Below are 18,290 nucleotides of genomic sequence, written 5' to 3'. Positions count from 1 at the left end.
TGCGCCACCGCGCCTTTCAGTACTCCCGGCCCCCACACCCCCCGTTAGACGAGGAACAGTGATGACCTCCACCGAAAGCCACAGCCCCGCCGACGGCACCCCCATCAAGCTGGTCAGCCGGGTCTCGGCGATCAACTGGAACCGCGTCCCCGACGAGAAGGACGCCGAGGTGTGGGATCGCCTCACCGGCAACTTCTGGCTGCCGGAGAAGGTGCCGGTGTCCAATGACATCCCGTCGTGGGGCACGCTGACCGAGTACGAGAAGCAGCTCACCATGCGGGTCTTCACCGGCCTGACCCTGCTCGACACCATCCAGGGCACAGTCGGCGCGGTGTCGCTGATCCCGGACGCCACCACTCCACACGAGGAGGCGGTGCTCACCAACATCGCGTTCATGGAGTCGGTCCATGCAAAGTCCTACAGCTCGATCTTCTCGACCCTGTGTTCCACCAAGGAGATCGACGAGGCCTTCCGCTGGTCGGAGGAGAACGAGAACCTGCAGCGCAAGGCGCGCATCGTCATGGACTACTACCGTGGCGACGACCCGCTCAAGCGCAAGGTCGCCTCGACGCTGCTCGAGTCGTTCCTGTTCTACTCGGGCTTCTACCTGCCGATGTACTGGTCGAGCCGCGCCAAGCTCACCAACACCGCCGACCTGATCCGCCTGATCATCCGTGACGAGGCCGTCCACGGTTACTACATCGGCTACAAGTACCAGCGCGGCCTCGAGACACAGACGCCGGAGCGTCGTCAGGAGCTCAAGGACTACACCTTCGAGTTGCTGTTCGAGCTGTACGACAACGAGAGCGACTACACCGAGGCGCTCTACGACGAGGTCGGGCTCACCGAGGACGTCAAGAAGTTCCTGCGCTACAACGCCAACAAGGCGCTGATGAACCTCGGCTACGAGGCGATGTTCCCGAAGGACGAGACCGACGTGAACCCGGCGATCCTGTCGGCCCTGTCGCCCAACGCCGACGAGAACCACGACTTCTTCTCGGGGTCGGGCAGCTCGTACGTGATCGGCAAGGCCGTCAACACCGAAGATGAGGACTGGGACTTCTAGATCGTCGTTCGGCTCGGGGGATCCGAGTCGAACGAGTGCAACACCGAACCGCTCCGAGGTTTATCCCGGAGCGGTTTGTGTCTTGTGCGAGCTTCTCACTGCGGAATAGCAACTGCAAGAGAGGTGCTTGGTGGAACGCGCTCTTGCTGTTCGTCCGAGCGGACGATGGTCGTGCTGTATGGGCGCCGGTACGGTAGCGGAATTCGTAGAGGCCGAGGTGATCTGCGTCCCAAGTGCGGACCTCGGCACCGTCCTCCCAAGAAGGAGTTCCGCGTGCGCTCACCAAAACCCTTGGCTTCGAGCCTTTCGAGGTTGTTCTTTGCCGCAGTCTGTGCGTACGCCCTGGTCTTCGGTGGGCAGATGCTTGTCTCCCCACAGGCGGACGCTGCGGTCCAATGTCGAACAGCTAGTGGTGGATACACGCAAAAGACGGTGACGGGTGCGACAGCATACCGTTTCACGCATACCGCGAGCTTCTGTTTCGATGGGCGGAGGGTGACTCGCGTCTACAACCAGAGCATCGGAATCAACAGCATCGACGCGAACTTCTACTGGCGAGGAATCGTGAACCAGACCCACGGAATTAACGGCAACGGTTCGGGATGGTCCTTTAGGAAGGGGCAGTTAGACAACTGCGTCCTGAAGTACGGTTGCATAGGCACTGGCTATCCGTGGGTCACCCTCAATTTCAAGGGCAATGGCGCGTGGTCAGTGTCTTCGGGGCCGCGCTAGTTCCCCGCTCGGCAGAATTCGTAGAAATAAAGCGCCTATACCGCCGATAACTTCTACAAATCGCCGGCGGTCAGGCGGTCGTAGAGATCACCGAGTTCGTCGATGGCCTCGGCAATGTCCGCCGGCGCCACACCCGTCGCCCGTAGCGCGGCACGGAGGTCCGAACCGTCGAGCGCGGTGAGTGGGTTCATCCGCGGGACCGAGGGAAGTGGCGGCAGCGTCGACGCGGTGCCGTAGAAGTCGTCGGGCCGCAACGCGTCCGACGTCGAGCTCTCCTCGACGGCAGGGGATTGTGCGGGGCGCGAGTCGATCTCGGCCAGCAGGTCACGCAGGTCGGTACCCATCACCGTCAGCAGCGTCAGTGGCGAGCGGTCGATCTCGGCGGCGATCTCGTAGCTGGTCACCAGCGCATGGACGCACCGCGGGGCCTCGTCGGGACAGGTGCAGTCGGTCGCGACGTCCGCGGATTCGGTGGGCACGAGCAGCTCACCGAGGATCGGCGGTTGCTCTCCCCGCGTTAGCCGCATGAGTTCCTCGACGCCGCCGCGGTCGCGGAGCAGCCCGGCCAGCGTCGGGGTGTCGACGGTGCGTGTGGTGATGATGACGTCGAACGGTTCGAGCTGGGTGCCGTCGACCGACGCCGTCACCCGGCCCGCACCGATCCGCAGACCGCGCACATGCCGATCACGGAAGTACCTGCGCGCCTTGGTGACATGACGGCTGTCGGCGACCGCCTCGCCGTCGGCGCCGCGACCCTCGACCACGTCGACGAACGCCCGCGACCACGGCGTGAGGCCGTAGCCGCGGACAGCGATGGTGCCACGCTCGCCCTTGCGCTGGGTGCCCTTCTTACGGACGGTCATTCGCTCACCGCCTCGTCGCGGAGCCGGAACAGTTCGAAGAGTTCGTCGTCGGCGAGGTCGGACACCCAGTTCTCGCCGGCGGCGACGGTCAGCCGGGACAGCTCGCGCTTCTTGGCGATCATGTCGTCGATCCGCTCCTCGATGGTGCCCACACACACGAACCGGTGCACGGATACCTTCTGGTTCTGGCCGATGCGGTAGGCGCGGTCGGTGGCCTGGTCCTCGACGGCCGGATTCCACCAGCGGTCCACGTGGATGACGTGGTTGGCCGCGGTGAGGTTGAGGCCGGTGCCGCCCGCCTTGAGGGTCGCCAGCATCACCGGGGGGCCGTCGTCGGACTGGAAAGCGGCGACCATGCGATCGCGTTCCGTGCGGCCGAGTCCGCCGTGCAGCAACGGGATCTCGGTGCCGAACTGTTCGGCGAGCCAGCCCGACAGCATCTCGCCGAACGCCGCGAACTGGGTGAAGACGAGTGCGCGGTCGCCCTCGTCGGCGACGGTGGAGACGATGTCGGCCAGCAATTCGACCTTGCCCGAACGGTGTTCGCCGTCGCGGATGAGGTCCGTGCCGTCGGCGAGGTAGTGCGCCGGGTGGTTGCACACCTGCTTGAGCCGGGTGAGCGCGGCCAGTACGTTGCGACGACGCAGGGTGCGTTGCTGCTTGTCGCGCAGCGCGGCCATGAGTTCGTCGATGACCGCACGGTAGAGGGCGGCCTGCTCGACGGTGAGATTGGCGCGCACCGCGAAATCCGCCTTCTCCGGCAGATCGGCGGCGATCGCCGGATCGGTCTTCTCGCGGCGCAGGATGAACGGCCGGGTGATCGCGGACAGGCGCCGCAGTGCTCCGGCGTCGCGGTCGCGTTCGATGGGCTCGGCATAGCGCGCGCGGAACACCGATGCCGACCCCAGCAGTCCGGGGTTCACCAGGTCGATCACCGCGCGCAGGTCCTCGAGACGGTTCTCCACCGGGGTTCCGGTCAACGCGAGACGTCGATCAGCGGGGATGTTCCGGATCGCCTTGGAGGCAATCGTGTTGACGTTCTTGAGGTGCTGGGCCTCGTCGACGACGACGCGATGCCAGGGATGCTCGGAGAGCAGTTCGAGGTCGCGGCCGGCGATCGCGAAGGTCGTGATGACCACGTCAACGGAGTTGCGTATGCCGGTGAACACGGTTCCCGATGCGCGCGAGGGTCCGTGGTGGATCGCCACTCGCAGCGAGGGCGCGAAACGCGTGAACTCGCGAGACCAGTTGCCGACCAGCGACATCGGACAGACCACGAGGGTCGGCCCGGGTGGCTCGGCGTCGTCGGTGCCGCGCATGCGCTCGTGGCATTCGAGCGCGATCACCTGCAGCGTCTTGCCCAGACCCATGTCGTCGGCGAGTACGCCTCCGACACCGAGGTTCGACAGGTGTGCCAGCCAGTCCAGACCCCGCTGCTGATAGGGGCGCAGCACGGCCTCCAGATCTGCTGGCGGAGCGACCGGTTCGGGTCGGATGGCACCGCCTTCGGCGACATCGTCGAGCCACGAGAGTCCTTCGACCCGGGTGACGGGGACCGGGAGCTTGTCAGCCCCGCCGGTCACGAGGCCGAAAAGTTCGCCGAAATCGGCGGGCGGTTGGGATGCGGCGAGCGCGCGCTGGGTCGCGACGAATGCCGCGGCGCGCGTCAGCGCCGATCCCTCGGCGCGAACCCATACGCCGCGTACCCGGACGAGGTCGCCCTTCTGTCCGGACAGTTCGTCGAGGTCGGCATCCGTCAGGGTGATGGCGTCGGGGGTGTCTCCCAGAGCCAGGCGCCATTCGAACTCGCGGATCTCACGGAGCCCGACCATCGCCGCGGGTGCGCCGCCGCCGGGCGGAGGCACTGCGCGCAGGGTGAGGCTCGGTCGGACCTCGGCGATTGTGCGGGGGAGCAGCACCGGGATTCCGGCGGCACCGAGAGCGGCGGCCCCGGTGGCGAACAGCTCGGCCGCGACGTCGGTGGGGAGCAGGAAGTCGAGAGAGCCGCGATCCGGGTCGGCCCGGTCGAGTTCGGGGAACTCGCGTACCGCGGTCGCGAGTGCGGTGGTCAGCTCGTCGAGTTCGTGAGCATCGAGGCGATGAGGAGCGACCGGCTCGATCTGGCCGTCGATACTGCGCCGGCAGACCTCGAGTCGCCACCGGGAGGCGTCGGCGACCTCGTCGCGCGTTGGCAGGTCGAAGGAGTCGTCGGCCCACGCGTCGTCCCAGTGGGTCTCGGCAAGGTCGTCGTACTCGGGCTCGTGGAGACGGAAGATGAGGGACTGGTCGTCCCGCGGCACCCCGGCATTCCACCGGGACCAGCTCCCCACGGCGGCCGCGAGTCGCTCGGGGGAACAGGGCGGGCCGGCGTCGGTGCCGGGCAGTAGCGCGCGGACCACCGGCGACGCCGGACGCGGCTCGCCGAGCCGGGGGATGGAGCGGGCGATCGTGGTGCGGCATTCGTGGTCGACGAGTTCGGCGAGGAAGTCGTCCAATGCGGCGTGGGAGCCGTTGTGTAGCAGGGCATCCGGAGCGCTCCCCAGGACGACGGCATGCCAGCTGCGCCACGTCGGCGTCGGGATGACGACCCAGCGGAGCAACCATTCACCCGTGACGTGCTCGGCCGACGGCGCCACCGAGCCGGCGGCGACGAACGAACGCACGCCGTCGAGCAGGTATCGGTACCACCGCAGGTCGCCGGTCACCGTCACCGATCGCGAAGCGTCGAGCAGGGACACCGCCGAGGTCAGACCGAGCGTGGCCGCTCGGACGAACTGCCGGCGGTTGCCCTCGCCGACGATCGGGATCTCGCTGCGGAACCGGCGGCCGGACAAAGCGTCACGGAGCGGCTCCGGCAGGTCCGCCGGTTCGCCGTCGACCCACACGGCCATACCCACACCGGGTCGCCACAGGGCGTGGAGCGGTGCGAGGGAACGAGGCGTCGGGGCGGAGTCCGGGGGAGTCGGCCCACTGAGCTGCGATTCTGATGGCATCGAGGATCGCCCGCCAGTCTAACGACGGCCCCCGACACGCGGTTTCCCCGTCGTTCGCCGCGGGTAAGGAAGAGGATCGATTCGCAGTACACCGGCATCACGAGTGCGAGGAGGCACCGATGGGACAGTCGAAGAACCAGCAGGCCGAACACGAGGAGGGCACTGCCGAAGTTCGCAAGGACCCGCCCGGGCCCCAGGACCACGGACGTGAGGGCGGCATGGCGACCCGGGAGAACGCGCCCGATGCGGTGAAACGCTCGGGCGACTCCGGAAACTGACTCGGGACTGACGAGACCAACTGACCGGGCACGCGGCAATACGCGTGCCCGGTCGGTTCTGTCTGCAGACCAGAAAGGTCAGGAGACCTCGCGGAGGAGACCGGTCGCCACGTCGAAGACGAACCCGCGCAGCGAGCTGGTCTTGGTGATGTACGGGCTGTTCTTGATGCGGTTGAGCGACTGGCGTACGTCCTCGTCGATGTCGCTGAACGCCTCGGCGGCCCATTCCGGCTTCTGGCCGATCTCCGCCTGGATGTCGCGCTTGAAGTCGTCGTCGGTGAAGGTGAGCATGCCGCAGTCGGTGTGGTGGATGAGCACGATCTCGGTGGTTCCGAGGAGTCGCTGGCTGATCGCGAGAGAACGGATCTCGTCGGCGGTGACGACGCCGCCGGCGTTGCGGATCACGTGGGCCTCGCCCTCGTTGATGCCGAGGGCGCGATAGACGTCGAGGCGGGCGTCCATGCACGCGACGATGGCGATGTGCTTGCTCGGCGGCAGCGGTAGGGGGCCGTTGAAGGATTTGGCGTATTCGACGTTGTTGGCCAGGTACTGATCGGTGACAGTCATGCGCAAACAGTGATGGGTCGGGGCGTCCGGAGCGAGGGTTTGACCTGGCCTGATCCAAACAGTGGACGTGGGGACGGCTCAGGAGTTGCCGTCGAGCGAACCCTTGACGTCGTTGAGGACCAGCCAGGCGGCGGCGAGGCCGGACGAGTCGTACCAGACGGCGTCGTCGACGGCGAGGACGCGCTTCCACATCGAGGCACCCCAGGCCCAGCCACTCGTCGCTGAGCAGGACCTTTTCGCCGTGCTCCTGGCCCTTCTCGCCCTCGAAGCTCACATAGATGAGGTCGCCCTCGGCCTCGCGGAAGTTCTCGGAGGTGACGGGGAAGGAGTCGGAGACCCGTTGCGGACCGGGGCGCTGCACGCCGATCTCGCCGAGGATCTGACCGGCGAAGGTGTCCATGCCGGCGATGGTCTCCGAATCCGCGCCGAACCGGACCAGCGACACCTGGGTGTGTGAGGCATCCATGCGCCTGCCGGTTTTGCCGGCCTCGGTGGTGAACTCTGCGAGACGCTGGCGGCCGGCCTCGCCGCGGCCGACGGCGTCGGCGACCGCCTGGAACTGGTCCTGCCAGTCGCCGGCCGGGATGGTCACCGAGCGCACATCGCGAAAGGTCTTCGACGACGCGGCGGTCTCGGGGGTGGTGAGGACGAGGTCGGCGTCGGCCTTCGCAACCGCAGCGGCGTCGGGGGTGGTCCCGATCGCCGGTACGGAGGTCAGTTGCGGCCCGAGATAAGCGGGCACCGAACCGGGAGCGGCGGTCACGGCGGTCACCTTGTCGCCGATGCCGAGGGCACAGAGTGCGTCGAGGAGCGTCGGATCGGTCACGACGATCCTCGCGGCGTCGGTGGTGCGGGATTCGGCAGCCGTGGGGGCGAGGCAGGTCTTGGAGAAGTCACGCTCGGGGGAGACGATGTTGACCTCCGCGACACGCGTGACGGTCGTCGAGATGGGGGAGCCGTCGGGGGTGGTCAACTGGTCGTCACCGGAGCACGCCGCCGACGCGACGACGACCACGCCGAGGACCGCCGCCGCCCAGACGGGCCGGCGGCCCCGCACACGACGAACACGTACATCCGTGACCCCGTAACCCCTGCTCTGCACCCGCCCAACCTAGCACCGGCACTCAGGCGTCGAGCGTAGGCTTCAACGGGGCCGCGAGACCGTCGGTCGCAGACGTCGCCGAGGGTGTCCGGAACACCCGGCGCGTCGACGAGGAAAAGGGTTTGAGCACCGCCGATGTGGTGTGTCAGGCGTCGAATACGACAGATCGTAGGACCCGCTCGGCCCAGGCGTCGGTAAGGGTTTAGGATCAGTACTCAGCGCTCGGTTTGTGTTCATGTGCCGACCGACGTTCGAAGGGGTTCGACGTCGAGCTCGCGCAAGAGGAGGATCTGTGACCGCGGTAGACCAACCCACCACGCAAGTGGCTCCAGTGCGACCATTCCCGGAGCGCTATCAGCCCAAGGGTTCGTTCATCTACAAGCTGTTGACGACGACCGATCACAAGCTGATCGGCATGATGTACATCACTGCATGTTTCGCGTTCTTCCTCATCGGCGGCCTCATGGCGCTGCTGATGCGTGGTGAGCTCGCGCATCCGGGCATGCAGTTCCTGTCCACGGAACAGTTCAACCAGCTCTTCACGATGCACGGCACCGTGATGCTGCTGATGTACGCGACCCCGATCGTCATCGGCTTCGCCAACTTCGTGTTGCCGCTGCAGATCGGTTCGCCCGACGTCGCGTTCCCGCGACTGAACGCACTCGGCTTCTGGCTGTTCGTCTTCGGTTCGACCATCGCCATCGCCGGCTTCATCACCCCGGGCGGCGCTGCCGACTTCGGTTGGACGGCGTACACGCCGCTGACCGATGCCGTGCACAGCCCCGGCCTCGGCGCCGACCTGTGGATCATGGGTCTGGGTGTGTCAGGTCTGGGCACCATCCTCGGTGCCGTCAACATGATCACCACCGTGGTCTGCCTCCGTGCACCCGGTATGACGATGTTCCGCATGCCGATCTTCACCTGGAACATCCTGGTGACCAGCGTGCTCATCCTGCTGATCTTCCCGCTGCTGACCGCCGCCCTGATGGGCCTCGAGGTCGACCGCCAGTTCGGCGCCCACATCTACGACCCGGCCAACGGTGGCGTCATCCTGTGGCAGCACCTGTTCTGGTTCTTCGGACACCCCGAGGTGTACGTCATCGCGCTGCCGTTCTTCGGCATCGTCTCGGAGGTCTTCCCGGTCTTCTCGCGTAAGCCGATCTTCGGTTACTCCGGCCTGATCTACGCGACCCTCGCGATCGCCGCCCTGTCGGCCGCCGTGTGGGCGCACCACATGTATGTCACCGGCGCCGTGCTGCTGCCGTTCTTCTCCTTCATGACGTTCCTCATCGCGGTTCCGACCGGCGTGAAGTTCTTCAACTGGATCGGAACGATGTGGCGAGGTCACATCACGTTCGAGACGCCGATGCTGTTCTCGGTCGGCTTCATCGTGACCTTCCTCTTCGGTGGACTGACCGGTGTTCTGCTCGCGAGCCCGCCGCTGGACTTCCACCTGTCCGACAGCTACTTCGTGGTCGCGCACTTCCACTACGTGCTCTTCGGAACCATCGTGTTCGCCACCTACGCCGGCATCTACTTCTGGTTCCCGAAGATGACCGGACGTATGCTCGACGAGCGCCTCGGCAAGATCCATTTCTGGCTGACGTTCATCGGTTTCCACATGACGTTCCTGGTGCAGCACTGGCTGGGCAACGAGGGCATGCCGCGTCGTTACGCCGACTACCTGCCTTCGGATGGCTTCACCACGCTGAACACCATCTCGACCGTCGGTGCGTTCATCCTCGGCCTGTCGACCCTGCCGTTCCTGTGGAACGTCTTCCGCAGCTACCGCTACGGCGAGGTCGTGACCGTCGACGATCCGTGGGGGTTCGGCAACTCGCTGGAGTGGGCGACCTCGTCGCCGCCGCCGCGTCACAACTTCACCGAGCTGCCCCGTATCCGTTCGGAGCGTCCGGCCTTCGAGCTGCATTATCCGCACATGATCGAGCGGATGCGTGCCGAGGCTCATGTCGGCCCGGGTCACGAGGCGGGCAAGGATCGCCAGATGGAGGAGGCTCGCCGCGAGCCGTTCACCGTCGGATCGCATGAGGGGTCGCCGGATCCCGATCCGCGCTGACCGGTGGGCAACGACTCAACAGGCACTACCGGTACGACCGTTCTCTTCACTGTCACCGGTCCCGACCGGCCAGGTGTCACCTCTGTTCTCATGGGTGCCCTGGCCGGTCAGGCCGTTGCCCTGCTCGACGTCGAGCAGGTGGTCATCCGCGGTCAGCTGACACTCGGCGTGCTCGTCTCCGCGAACGGCGACCCCGAGACGTTGCAGGAGATCGTCGAGCAGGCGATGGCCTCGATCGGCTTCGACGTGCGGGTGGAGATCGGTGTCGACTCCGGTAGCCGCACGACCTCATCGCATGCCGTGGTGATCCTCGGCAGCCCGGTCACGGCGACTGCTTTCAGTGCGGTCGCCGCGAAGCTGGCCGGCCAGGGCGGCAACATCGACTCGATCCGCGGTATCGCCGACTACCCGCTCACCGGCCTCGAACTGATGGTCAGCGTGGCCGGGCGCGGCGGGGTCGCTGCCGACGCCGCTTTGCGCAAGGGTCTCGCCGAGGTCGCCGCCAAGCATTCGGTCGACATCGCCGTCGAACGTGGTGGTCTGGCCCGGCGTGCCAAGCGCCTCATCGTCTTCGACGTCGACTCCACCCTGATCCAGGGTGAGGTCATCGAGATGCTCGCCGCGAAGGCCGGCCGCGAGGCCGAGGTGGCAGCGGTCACCGAAGCCGCGATGCGCGGCGAACTCGACTTCGAACAGTCGCTCCATCAGCGCGTCGCTGCCCTCGCCGGGCTCGACGCCGGGGTCATCGACGACGTCGCGAAGTCGCTGCAGCTCACACCGGGCGCCCGCACCACCATTCGTACGCTGCACCGGCTCGGTTTCCACTGTGGCCTGGTGTCGGGCGGTTTCCGTCAGGTCATCGACGGTCTGGCACACGAACTCGAACTCGACTTCGTGCGCGCCAACACCCTCGAGATCATCGACGGTAAATTGACCGGACGCGTGATCGGTGAGGTCGTCGACCGGACCGGCAAGGCGCGTGCGCTGCGTTCCTTCGCCGACCAGGTCGGGGTGCCGATGGAGCAGACGATCGCCGTCGGCGATGGTGCCAACGACATCGACATGCTCAGCGTTGCCGGACTCGGCATCGCCTTCAACGCGAAGCCCGCGCTGCGGGAGGTCGCCGACGCCACGCTCAACCATCCGTTCCTCGACGCCGTGCTGTTCATTCTCGGCGTCTCGCGCGACGAGATCGAGGCCGCGGACGCTGCCGACGGCGTGTACCGGCGGGTCCCGCTCGGCTGACGTGTCGGACACGACGGACAGCGACGACGTGACGGGCTTGCCCGTCACCCCCGATGCGGTCGTGGCGAACCATCGACGCCTCGTCGGATATGTCGGTGGCGGTGGGGATCCCGAGGATCCGGCCGACGTCCTGGCGATGGCGATGGTGTTGCGCATCGAGAAGTCCGATCCGCCGGATCGCACCGACCTGTTGACCGCGGCGGCACGGGCCGTCGCGCTGCTGTGTCTCGACGACCGCGCAGCCGGTGACGGGCCGTGGGCGAAGGCGATGGACGACTGGTGCAACGCGCGGATCCGCAAGATCGCCCGCCGTGCGCGTGGAGCGCAATGGGCTGCAGCGCAAGAGGTGTGGGGTGTGACCGCGACCGAGGGTGGCGCCGAGGCGCGCGCGTTCGTACCCGGCCGCGTCGGCGATCTGGACCGTCGGGTCAAGAAGCTGCAGATCGGCGGCACCGAGGTCGACGGCGAACTCCCGATGGAGAAGCCTGATCACGGCGTCGTGCTGTGGACCAATCCCGGACTCGATATGACCGTCGGCAAACTTGCCGCACAGGTCGGCCACGCCTCGATGCTCGCCGCGAAACTGCTGACCGCCGAGGAGACGATCCGGTGGCGGCTCGACGAGTGTCCGCTGGCGGTGCGTGAGGCCGCCCCCGAACAATGGCGGGACCTGCTCGACGCCGATGCCGCCGGGTCCGCGATCGCGGTCCGTGATGCCGGGTTCACCGAGATAGCGCCCGGTTCGGTCACCGTCATCGCCGAGGTCGTCGGGAACTGATCACGAGACAGGGGAGCAGATGAGCGCCACCGAACTACCCGACTGGGCGAAAAACCTCGACCTCCGACCGCATCCCGAGGGGGGATGGTTTCGCGAGACCTGGCGCAGTGAGGTCGGTCTGCCGGAGTTCGTGCTTCCCGCTGGTTACACCGGTGAGCGGACTGCCGGAACAGCCATCTACTTCGTCCTGATGCCCGGCGAACAGTCCGCCTGGCACACCGTTCGCGGTTCCGAGATCTGGCTGCACCATCGCGGGGCGCCGGTGCAGCTCGACCTCGGCGGCGACGGCGATGCGCCCGGCGATCCGACCCCGATCATCGTCGGGCCCGACATCGAGGCCGGGAATCGGCCGCAGGCGTTGGTGCCTCCGGGCGTGTGGCAGCGTGCGCGCCCCGTCGGCGACGAGGCGGCCCTGGTCAGCTGCATCGTGGTACCCGGCTTCGACTTCGCGGACTTCCGGCTCGAGGACTGACGCCCTCGCTGCGGATCAACTGCCCACGGCCACCGGCGAATTCGCCGGAGCGAGGTGGCCCAGGGTGCTCAGCCACACGTCGCGGCTCGGCGCCAGCGACGCGACGATCAGCTCGTCGGCATCGCCATGTCCGGCGAACCAGCTCAGGTACTGCCGCACCTCGTCGGGCGTTCCGACACCGGCGTAGGTGAGCATCTCGTCGATCTGCCGACCCTGAGGCATCGACAGCACGGCGTCGGCTTCCTCGTCGGTGAAGGTGCGGCCCCGGCCGTAGAGCAGCGAGACACGCTGGCGCCGGGCGATCTGCAGTTGTTGCCGGGCGACCTCCGGATCGTCGTCGGCGATGACGCCGACTCCGGCGATCACGTAGGGCTCGGCGAGGACCTCAGACGGCCGGAACTCGCGGCGGTACAACTCGACGGCCTGTGTGAGGGCCTGCGGTGCGAAGTGGGACGCGAAGGCGTAGGGGAGTCCGAGGGCCGCGGCGAGCTGCGCGCCGAACAGCGACGAGCCGAGGATGTAGAGAGGTACGTGGGTTCCGGCGCCCGGGGTCGCGCGGACTCCCTCGATGCGGGATTCGTCGCCGAGGAACGCCTGCAGTTCGAGAACGTCGTGCGGGAAGCGCTCGGCCGAGGCGTGCGTACGACGCAGGGCCTGAAAGGTCTGCTGGTCGCTGCCCGGGGCGCGGCCGAGCCCGAGATCGATGCGGCCGGGATGGAGTTCGGCGAGGGTGCCGAACTGCTCGGCAATGGTGAGCGGGGCGTGGTTGGGCAGCATGACGCCGCCGGCACCCAGGCGGATGGTCGAGGTGTGGGCGGCGATGTGCGCGATGAGCACGGCAGGCGCCGACGACGCGATCGCCGACATGTTGTGGTGCTCGGCGTACCAGATCCGCTTGTATCCCCACTTCTCCGCGTGCTGCGCGAGATCGACACTGGCGGCGAGGCTTTCCGCGACGGTCTCGTCGCGGCCGACGGTGGCGAGATCCAGGATGGACAGAGGCAGATGTTGAGCGGTCACGTAGTCCATCAACCCGGCGGACCTGCCGGGGTATTCCCGTGCCGTGTCCGCGACGGCCGCCACGGCTACCTCCGACACGACTGATCCGATCCGGTCGAACGAGAGGGCGTGAGGCAGGATAGGGGTCGTGACCGAATCCGATCCCGACCTCTTGATCGACTTCCGCGACGTCGCGATCGTCCGTGGCGGCAAGACGCTGGTCGGCCCGCTGTCCTGGCAGGTCGAACTGGACGAACGCTGGGTCATCATCGGCCCCAACGGTGCCGGTAAGACCACCCTGCTGCGGCTCGCGGGGGCAGAAATTCATCCGACTTCGGGCACCGCGTTCGTGCTCAACGAGAAGCTCGGCCGGATTGAGATCCGCGAGCTCGCGACGCGGATCGGCGTCGCCAGTCCCGCCCTGGTCGACCGGGTGCCCGACCACGAGGTCGTCAGCGACGTCGTCATCTCCGCCGGCTACGCGGTCCTGGGTCGCTGGCGCGAGGCCTACGACGACATGGACCGCGACCAGGCCGTCGAATCGCTGGAGTCGATGGGTGCCGAGCATCTCGCCGACCGCACCTTCGGCACCTTGTCGGAGGGTGAGCGCAAGCGCGTGATCATCTCCCGCGCGCTGATGACCGACCCCGAACTGCTGCTGCTCGATGAACCCGCCGCCGGTCTCGACCTCGGCGGCCGGGAAGAGCTCGTCGACCGTCTCGCCACCCTCGCCGCCGACCCCGACGCCCCCGCCATCGTGCTGATCACCCATCATGTGGAAGAGATCCCGGAGGGGTTCACGCACGCGCTGATCCTGTCCGAGGGCGGCGTCGTGGCTCAGGGCCTCCTCGAAGAGGTCATGACCAGCGAGAACCTGACGGCCGCCTTCCGGCAGCAGATCATCCTCGACAAGGTCGACGGCCGGTACTTCGCTCGACGCCGTCGCCGCGCGGGCGGTCACCGTCGAGCAGGAGGCAACTGATGACATCCACCGATCAGGGACCCGAGGTCGTGTCCGCACCGATCCGCGACGCCGCGACGGTCGTCCTGGTCCGTGACTCCGCGGACGGCATCGAGGTGTTCCTGCAGCGTCGGGTGAAGCAGATGGCCTTCGCCGGTGGCATGACCGTGTTCCCGGGTGGCGGCGTCGACAAGCGCGACGCCGGCGCCCACGTGGCCTGGACCGGGCCGGACCCGGCGTGGTGGGCCGAGCAGTTCAACACCGATGAAGAGCTCGCCCAGGCGCTCGTGTGCGCGGCCGTCCGCGAGACCTTCGAGGAATGCGGCGTCCTGCTCGCGACCACCGACGACGGTGCCTTCGCCGACCCGGGGGCCCTCGCCGACGACCGGCAGCGGCTCGTCGAGAAGTCGCTGTCCTTTGCCGAGTTCCTCACCGCGCGCGGCCTCACCCTGCGCGCCGATCTGCTGAGTCCCCTCGCGCACTGGATCACCCCGGTCAACGAGAAGCGGCGCTACGACACCCGTTTCTTCCTCGCCGCCATGCCGGAGGGCCAGAAGGCCGACGCCGAGACCACCGAGGCCGAGGTGGCGCGCTGGGTCAACGCCCGCCTCGCGATCGACACCTGGGCCGGCGGCAAGCACTTCCTGATGCCGCCGACCTGGGCGCAGCTGCACTACGTCAGCGGCTTCCCGAGCGTCGAGGAGCTGCTCGCCGCCGAGCGGTCCATCGAGTGCATCCTGCCGAACACCACCCCGGGCGCCGGGCTCGCCGGACTCGGCTTCCCCGGCTCCGACGAGTACTTCCGTACCCTCGGCGATCAGACGCCGCCGGAGATCACGCTCTAGGGCCTCAGGCCTCGTCGAGGTCGACCGTCTCGTCCTCGTCCTCACCGATCTCCTCGCGATCGGCCCATTCGAGCAGTGTGTCGAGTCGGTACGCGACGTCGTCGATCTCGGCGTGCAGATCCCCGAGGTCGGCGAACCGCGCGGGCACGGTGGCGATGGTGAAATCGTCGGGTTCGATGTCGTCGATCTCGTTCCAGCGGATCGGCGTGGACACCGTCGCGCGCTGGTTGCCGCGCACCGAGTAAGCCGACGCCATGGTGTGGTCGCGAGTGTTCTGGTTGTAGTCGACGAACACGGCCGCCGGGTCGCGGTCCTTGCGCCACCACGTCGTCGTGACGTCCTTCGGAGCGCGACGCTCGACCTCTCGCGCGAAGGCGAGCGCGGCGCGTCGGACCTGCGGGAACCCCCACTCGGGGGCGATGCGCACGTAGATGTGCAGACCGCGACCCCCCGAGGTTTTCGGGAAGCCGCGCATGCCCAGCTCGTCGAGGACCTCCTCGACGACGTGGGACACCCGCTGGATGCGTGAGAAGGTGCAGTCGGGCATGGGGTCGAGGTCGATACGCCACTCGTCGGGGGATTCGGGATCGGTTCGACGGGAGTTCCAGGGATGGAACTCGACCGTCGACATCTGCACCGCCCAGATCACCGACGCCAGCTCGGTCACGCACAGCTCGTCGGCGGTCCGCCCGTACCGGGGGAAGTAGATCTCGGTGGTCTCCAGCCAGTCCGGTGCGCCCGCAGGGACCCGCTTCTGGTGCACCTTGTTGCCGCTGATGCCCTTGGGGAAACGGTGCAGCATGCAGGGACGTTCGCGCAGGGCCCGCACGATGCCGTCGCCGACCGACAGGTAGTACTCGGCGAGGTCGCGCTTGGTCTCGCCGCGTTCGGTGAAGTACACGCGGTCCGGACTCGACAGGCGAACGGTGCGATCACCCACTGTCAGCTCGATCGGCTCACCTGCGGAACCCGCGCCTTTGGCCATGTCGCCCACTGTAGGGCGGTTCGATGTGACGCGTGGGATCTCCGGGGCCGGTGACACCGGCCTGCGACACCGGGCTGACTTACCAGACGGTAGCCTTCGAGAATGCCTGAGTTCGTGACCCTCGAAACGTCCGACGATCATCCCGGCGTGGGCACCATCCTGCTGGCCCGCCCGCCGATGAACGCGTTGAGCCGCCAGGTGCAGGCCGAGCTGGCCGCGGCCGCCGAGGAGGCGACGCTGCGCGACGACATCAAGGCCGTCGTCGTCTACGGCGGACCGAAGGTCCTCGCCGCCGGCGCCGACATCAAGGAGATGAACGACCTCGGCTACGCCGAGATGAGCAAGGTCGCGGGTCGTCTGCAGCGCGACCTCGGCGCCATCTCCGAGATCCCGAAGCCCACGGTCGCGGCGATCACCGGCTACGCGCTGGGCGGTGGCCTCGAAGTCGCGCTGGGAGCCGACCGCCGGATCGCCGGTGACAACGCGAAGCTCGGCGTGCCCGAGGTCCTGCTGGGGCTCATCCCCGGTGGTGGCGGGACGCAGCGTCTGGCGCGGCTCATCGGACCGGCCAAGGCCAAGGACCTCATCTTCACCGGCCGGTTCGTCGGCGCCGAGGAGGCACTCGCCATCGGCCTGGTCGACGAGGTTGTCGCCCCTGACGAGGTCTACAACGCCGCCCTCGCCTGGGCGGGACAGTTCACCGGCGCCGCGTCGGTGGCCATCGCCGCCGCCAAGAAGGCCGTCGACCAGGGCCTCGGCGTCGACCTCGACACCGGACTCAAGATCGAAGAGCAGCTCTTCGCCGCGCTGTTCGCGACCGAGGACCGTGCCATCGGCATGAAGTCGTTCGTGGAGAACGGTCCCGGCAAGGCGAAGTTCACCGGGCGCTGACGGCCCCACCAACATCACGACTGACCGACCCACGCGACAAGGAAGCGATCATGACCACCGACGCCACTCCCGGTATCGATCCGGCGCCGAATCCGCATGCCACCGAGGAGCAGGTGCAGGCCGCTCTGAAGGACACCAAGCTCGCCCAGGTGCTCTACCACGACTGGGAGGCCGAGACCTACGACGAGAAGTGGTCGATCAGCTTCGACGAACGCTGCATCGATTACGCGCGTGGACGGTTCGACGCCATCGAGACCGACGAGTCGCTGCCGTACGGGCGTGCGATGGAACTCGGTTGCGGCACCGGCTTCTTCCTCCTGAACCTCATGCAGTCCGGTGTGGCCGAGAAGGGTTCGGTCACCGACCTGTCGCCGGGCATGGTGAAGGTCGCGCTGCGCAACGCCGAGAACCTGGGCCTCGACGTCGACGGCCGAGTCGCCGACGCGGAGAAGATCCCGTACGACGACAACACTTTCGATCTCGTCGTCGGACACGCTGTGCTGCACCACATCCCGGATGTCGAGCAGGCGCTGCGCGAGGTGCTGCGCGTGCTGAAGCCGGGTGGCCGGTTCATCTTCGCGGGTGAACCGTCGACCATCGGTGACTTCTACGCGCGCTGGATGAGTCGCGCGACGTGGGCCGTCACCACCAACGCCACCAAGTTCGGGCCGCTGCAGAGCTGGCGTCGCCCGCAGGAGGAGCTCGACGAGTCCTCGCGTGCCGCCGCGCTCGAGGCCGTCGTCGACATCCACACCTTCGATCCCGACGAGCTCGCGGGCATCGCCCGTTCGGCCGGTGCCGCCAAGGTCGCCACCGCCACCGAGGAACTGGCCGCCGCCATGCTCGGCTGGCCGGTCCGCACCTTCGAAGCCGCGGTGCCGCCGGAGAAGCTCGGCTGGGGCTGGGCGCGATTCGCGTTCGGCGGCTGGAAGCGCCTGACCTGGCTGGACGAGAACGTCCTGCGCAAGGTCGTCCCGCAGAAGTTCTTCTACAACGTCGTGGTCACCGGTACCAAGCCGGAGTGATCGCCGGCGATCTGTGAAAGCGCAGGGATTTGACGCGCATTCGCTCCACCGATCGGGTCGTCGCTTTCGCGGCGGCCCGATCGTCGTTTTCGGGGCCGGGGCCGCTTCCTGCGTGCAACCATGGGCTATGGCCACCCTGCTGACGTCCGATGAGTTCGAGATCCGACTGCTCTTCAGTGATCCGGTGCCGGAGGTGAGGCAGTTCCTCCACGAGGCCATCGAGAAGCGCGAACCCATCGCTCTCGACGTCGAGGGCACGGTCCATCTGTTGAACGTCGCCAACGCCACACACGTGGTGCTGGCCGAGCAGGACCCGGACGACGAGTCGTTGGCCACCGGGGATCGGACCACGATCGTCACCTCCATCGTGGAGTTGCGTCAGTAGGCTCTGCGACGCGGCGGGTGGCCCCG

At 67.4% G+C, this 18,290-nt stretch carries 16 protein-coding genes and 1 pseudogene; 11 read left to right on the top strand and 6 right to left on the bottom strand.

Annotated elements, in window-relative coordinates; genetic code table 11:
- The first annotated feature begins 61 nt into the window (after positions 1–61).
- A complete protein-coding gene (nrdF, locus tag RVF83_RS22675) occupies positions 62–1,066 on the top strand; it encodes a class 1b ribonucleoside-diphosphate reductase subunit beta (RefSeq protein WP_039880444.1) in 1,005 nt (334 codons plus the stop codon).
- A 785-nt stretch (positions 1,067–1,851) separates the two neighbouring features.
- On the opposite strand, the gene RVF83_RS22670 is transcribed toward nrdF, so the two are convergent.
- Positions 1,852–2,661, bottom strand: a complete 810-nt coding sequence (locus tag RVF83_RS22670; RefSeq protein WP_005198724.1) for a hypothetical protein — start codon at positions 2,659–2,661, stop codon at positions 1,852–1,854.
- Positions 2,658–5,654, bottom strand: coding sequence for a DEAD/DEAH box helicase (locus tag RVF83_RS22665; protein WP_039880446.1), 2,997 nt, complete (start codon positions 5,652–5,654; stop codon positions 2,658–2,660). Before RVF83_RS22665 ends, RVF83_RS22670 begins: the two co-directional genes overlap by 4 nt.
- A 119-nt stretch (positions 5,655–5,773) precedes the next feature.
- Here RVF83_RS22665 and RVF83_RS22660 point away from each other — a divergent pair, with 119 nt between their 5' ends.
- The gene (locus RVF83_RS22660) at positions 5,774–5,932 is read left to right on the top strand and encodes a hypothetical protein (RefSeq protein ID WP_085950790.1); all 159 of its coding nucleotides are present in this window, start codon (positions 5,774–5,776) and stop codon (positions 5,930–5,932) included.
- 78 nt (positions 5,933–6,010) lie between these two features.
- On the opposite strand, the gene RVF83_RS22655 is transcribed toward RVF83_RS22660, so the two are convergent.
- Together RVF83_RS22655 and RVF83_RS22650 are read right to left on the bottom strand one after the other, a co-directional pair.
- Positions 6,011–6,499 carry a beta-class carbonic anhydrase gene (locus RVF83_RS22655; protein ID WP_005198726.1) on the bottom strand — a complete coding sequence of 163 codons (489 nt, stop codon included), beginning with the start codon at positions 6,497–6,499 and terminating at the stop codon, positions 6,011–6,013.
- 78 nt (positions 6,500–6,577) lie between these two features.
- A pseudogene (locus RVF83_RS22650) lies at positions 6,578–7,556 on the bottom strand (ABC transporter substrate-binding protein).
- A gap of 337 nt (positions 7,557–7,893) precedes the next feature.
- Here RVF83_RS22650 and ctaD point away from each other — a divergent pair.
- The 4 genes from ctaD to RVF83_RS22630 are packed head-to-tail and all read left to right on the top strand — an operon-like array spanning position 7,894 to position 12,173.
- Positions 7,894–9,678 carry a cytochrome c oxidase subunit I gene (gene ctaD, locus RVF83_RS22645; protein ID WP_005198728.1) on the top strand — a complete coding sequence of 595 codons (1,785 nt, stop codon included), beginning with the start codon at positions 7,894–7,896 and terminating at the stop codon, positions 9,676–9,678.
- Between the two features lie 3 nt (positions 9,679–9,681).
- Entirely contained in the window at positions 9,682–10,923 is a 1,242-nt protein-coding gene (serB, locus tag RVF83_RS22640) for a phosphoserine phosphatase SerB (RefSeq protein ID WP_083877533.1), read from the top strand.
- 28 nt (positions 10,924–10,951) lie between these two features.
- The gene (locus tag RVF83_RS22635) at positions 10,952–11,701 is read left to right on the top strand and encodes an aminoacyl-tRNA hydrolase (RefSeq protein WP_039880470.1); all 750 of its coding nucleotides are present in this window, start codon (positions 10,952–10,954) and stop codon (positions 11,699–11,701) included.
- Between the two features lie 19 nt (positions 11,702–11,720).
- On the top strand, positions 11,721–12,173 hold the full coding sequence (locus RVF83_RS22630; RefSeq protein WP_005198731.1) for a cupin domain-containing protein: 453 nt from the start codon (positions 11,721–11,723) through the stop codon (positions 12,171–12,173).
- 15 nt (positions 12,174–12,188) lie between these two features.
- Here the strand turns inward: RVF83_RS22630 and RVF83_RS22625 are convergent, their stop codons facing one another.
- Positions 12,189–13,202, bottom strand: coding sequence for an LLM class flavin-dependent oxidoreductase (locus RVF83_RS22625; protein ID WP_039880471.1), 1,014 nt, complete (start codon positions 13,200–13,202; stop codon positions 12,189–12,191).
- A gap of 118 nt (positions 13,203–13,320) precedes the next feature.
- Here RVF83_RS22625 and RVF83_RS22620 point away from each other — a divergent pair, with 118 nt between their 5' ends.
- Both RVF83_RS22620 and RVF83_RS22615 read left to right on the top strand, forming a co-directional pair.
- Complete coding sequence (locus RVF83_RS22620) at positions 13,321–14,154, top strand: ABC transporter ATP-binding protein (RefSeq protein WP_005198733.1); 834 nt, start codon at positions 13,321–13,323, stop codon at positions 14,152–14,154.
- Entirely contained in the window at positions 14,154–14,978 is an 825-nt protein-coding gene (locus RVF83_RS22615; protein ID WP_005198734.1) for an NUDIX hydrolase, read from the top strand. The genes RVF83_RS22620 and RVF83_RS22615 overlap by 1 nt, the downstream gene beginning before the upstream one ends.
- Before the next feature lie 4 nt (positions 14,979–14,982).
- Here RVF83_RS22615 and ligD read toward each other — a convergent pair whose 3' ends face one another.
- The gene (ligD, locus tag RVF83_RS22610; RefSeq protein WP_039880472.1) at positions 14,983–15,963 is read right to left on the bottom strand and encodes a non-homologous end-joining DNA ligase; all 981 of its coding nucleotides are present in this window, start codon (positions 15,961–15,963) and stop codon (positions 14,983–14,985) included.
- 102 nt (positions 15,964–16,065) lie between these two features.
- On the opposite strand from ligD, the gene RVF83_RS22605 reads away from it, so the two are divergent.
- From RVF83_RS22605 to RVF83_RS22595, 3 genes are all read left to right on the top strand, one after another.
- Positions 16,066–16,854, top strand: coding sequence for an enoyl-CoA hydratase-related protein (locus RVF83_RS22605; protein ID WP_005198736.1), 789 nt, complete (start codon positions 16,066–16,068; stop codon positions 16,852–16,854).
- Positions 16,855–16,904: 50 nt separating this feature from the next.
- Positions 16,905–17,879, top strand: a complete 975-nt coding sequence (locus RVF83_RS22600) for a class I SAM-dependent methyltransferase (RefSeq protein ID WP_005198737.1) — start codon at positions 16,905–16,907, stop codon at positions 17,877–17,879.
- A 127-nt stretch (positions 17,880–18,006) separates the two neighbouring features.
- The gene (locus RVF83_RS22595; protein ID WP_005198738.1) at positions 18,007–18,264 is read left to right on the top strand and encodes a hypothetical protein; all 258 of its coding nucleotides are present in this window, start codon (positions 18,007–18,009) and stop codon (positions 18,262–18,264) included.
- The last annotated feature ends 26 nt before the right edge of the window (positions 18,265–18,290 follow it).

This window comes from Gordonia rubripertincta (assembly GCF_038024875.1).
Lineage (GTDB): Bacteria > Actinomycetota > Actinomycetes > Mycobacteriales > Mycobacteriaceae > Gordonia > Gordonia rubripertincta.
This window is presented reverse-complemented; position numbering and strand designations above follow the sequence as displayed.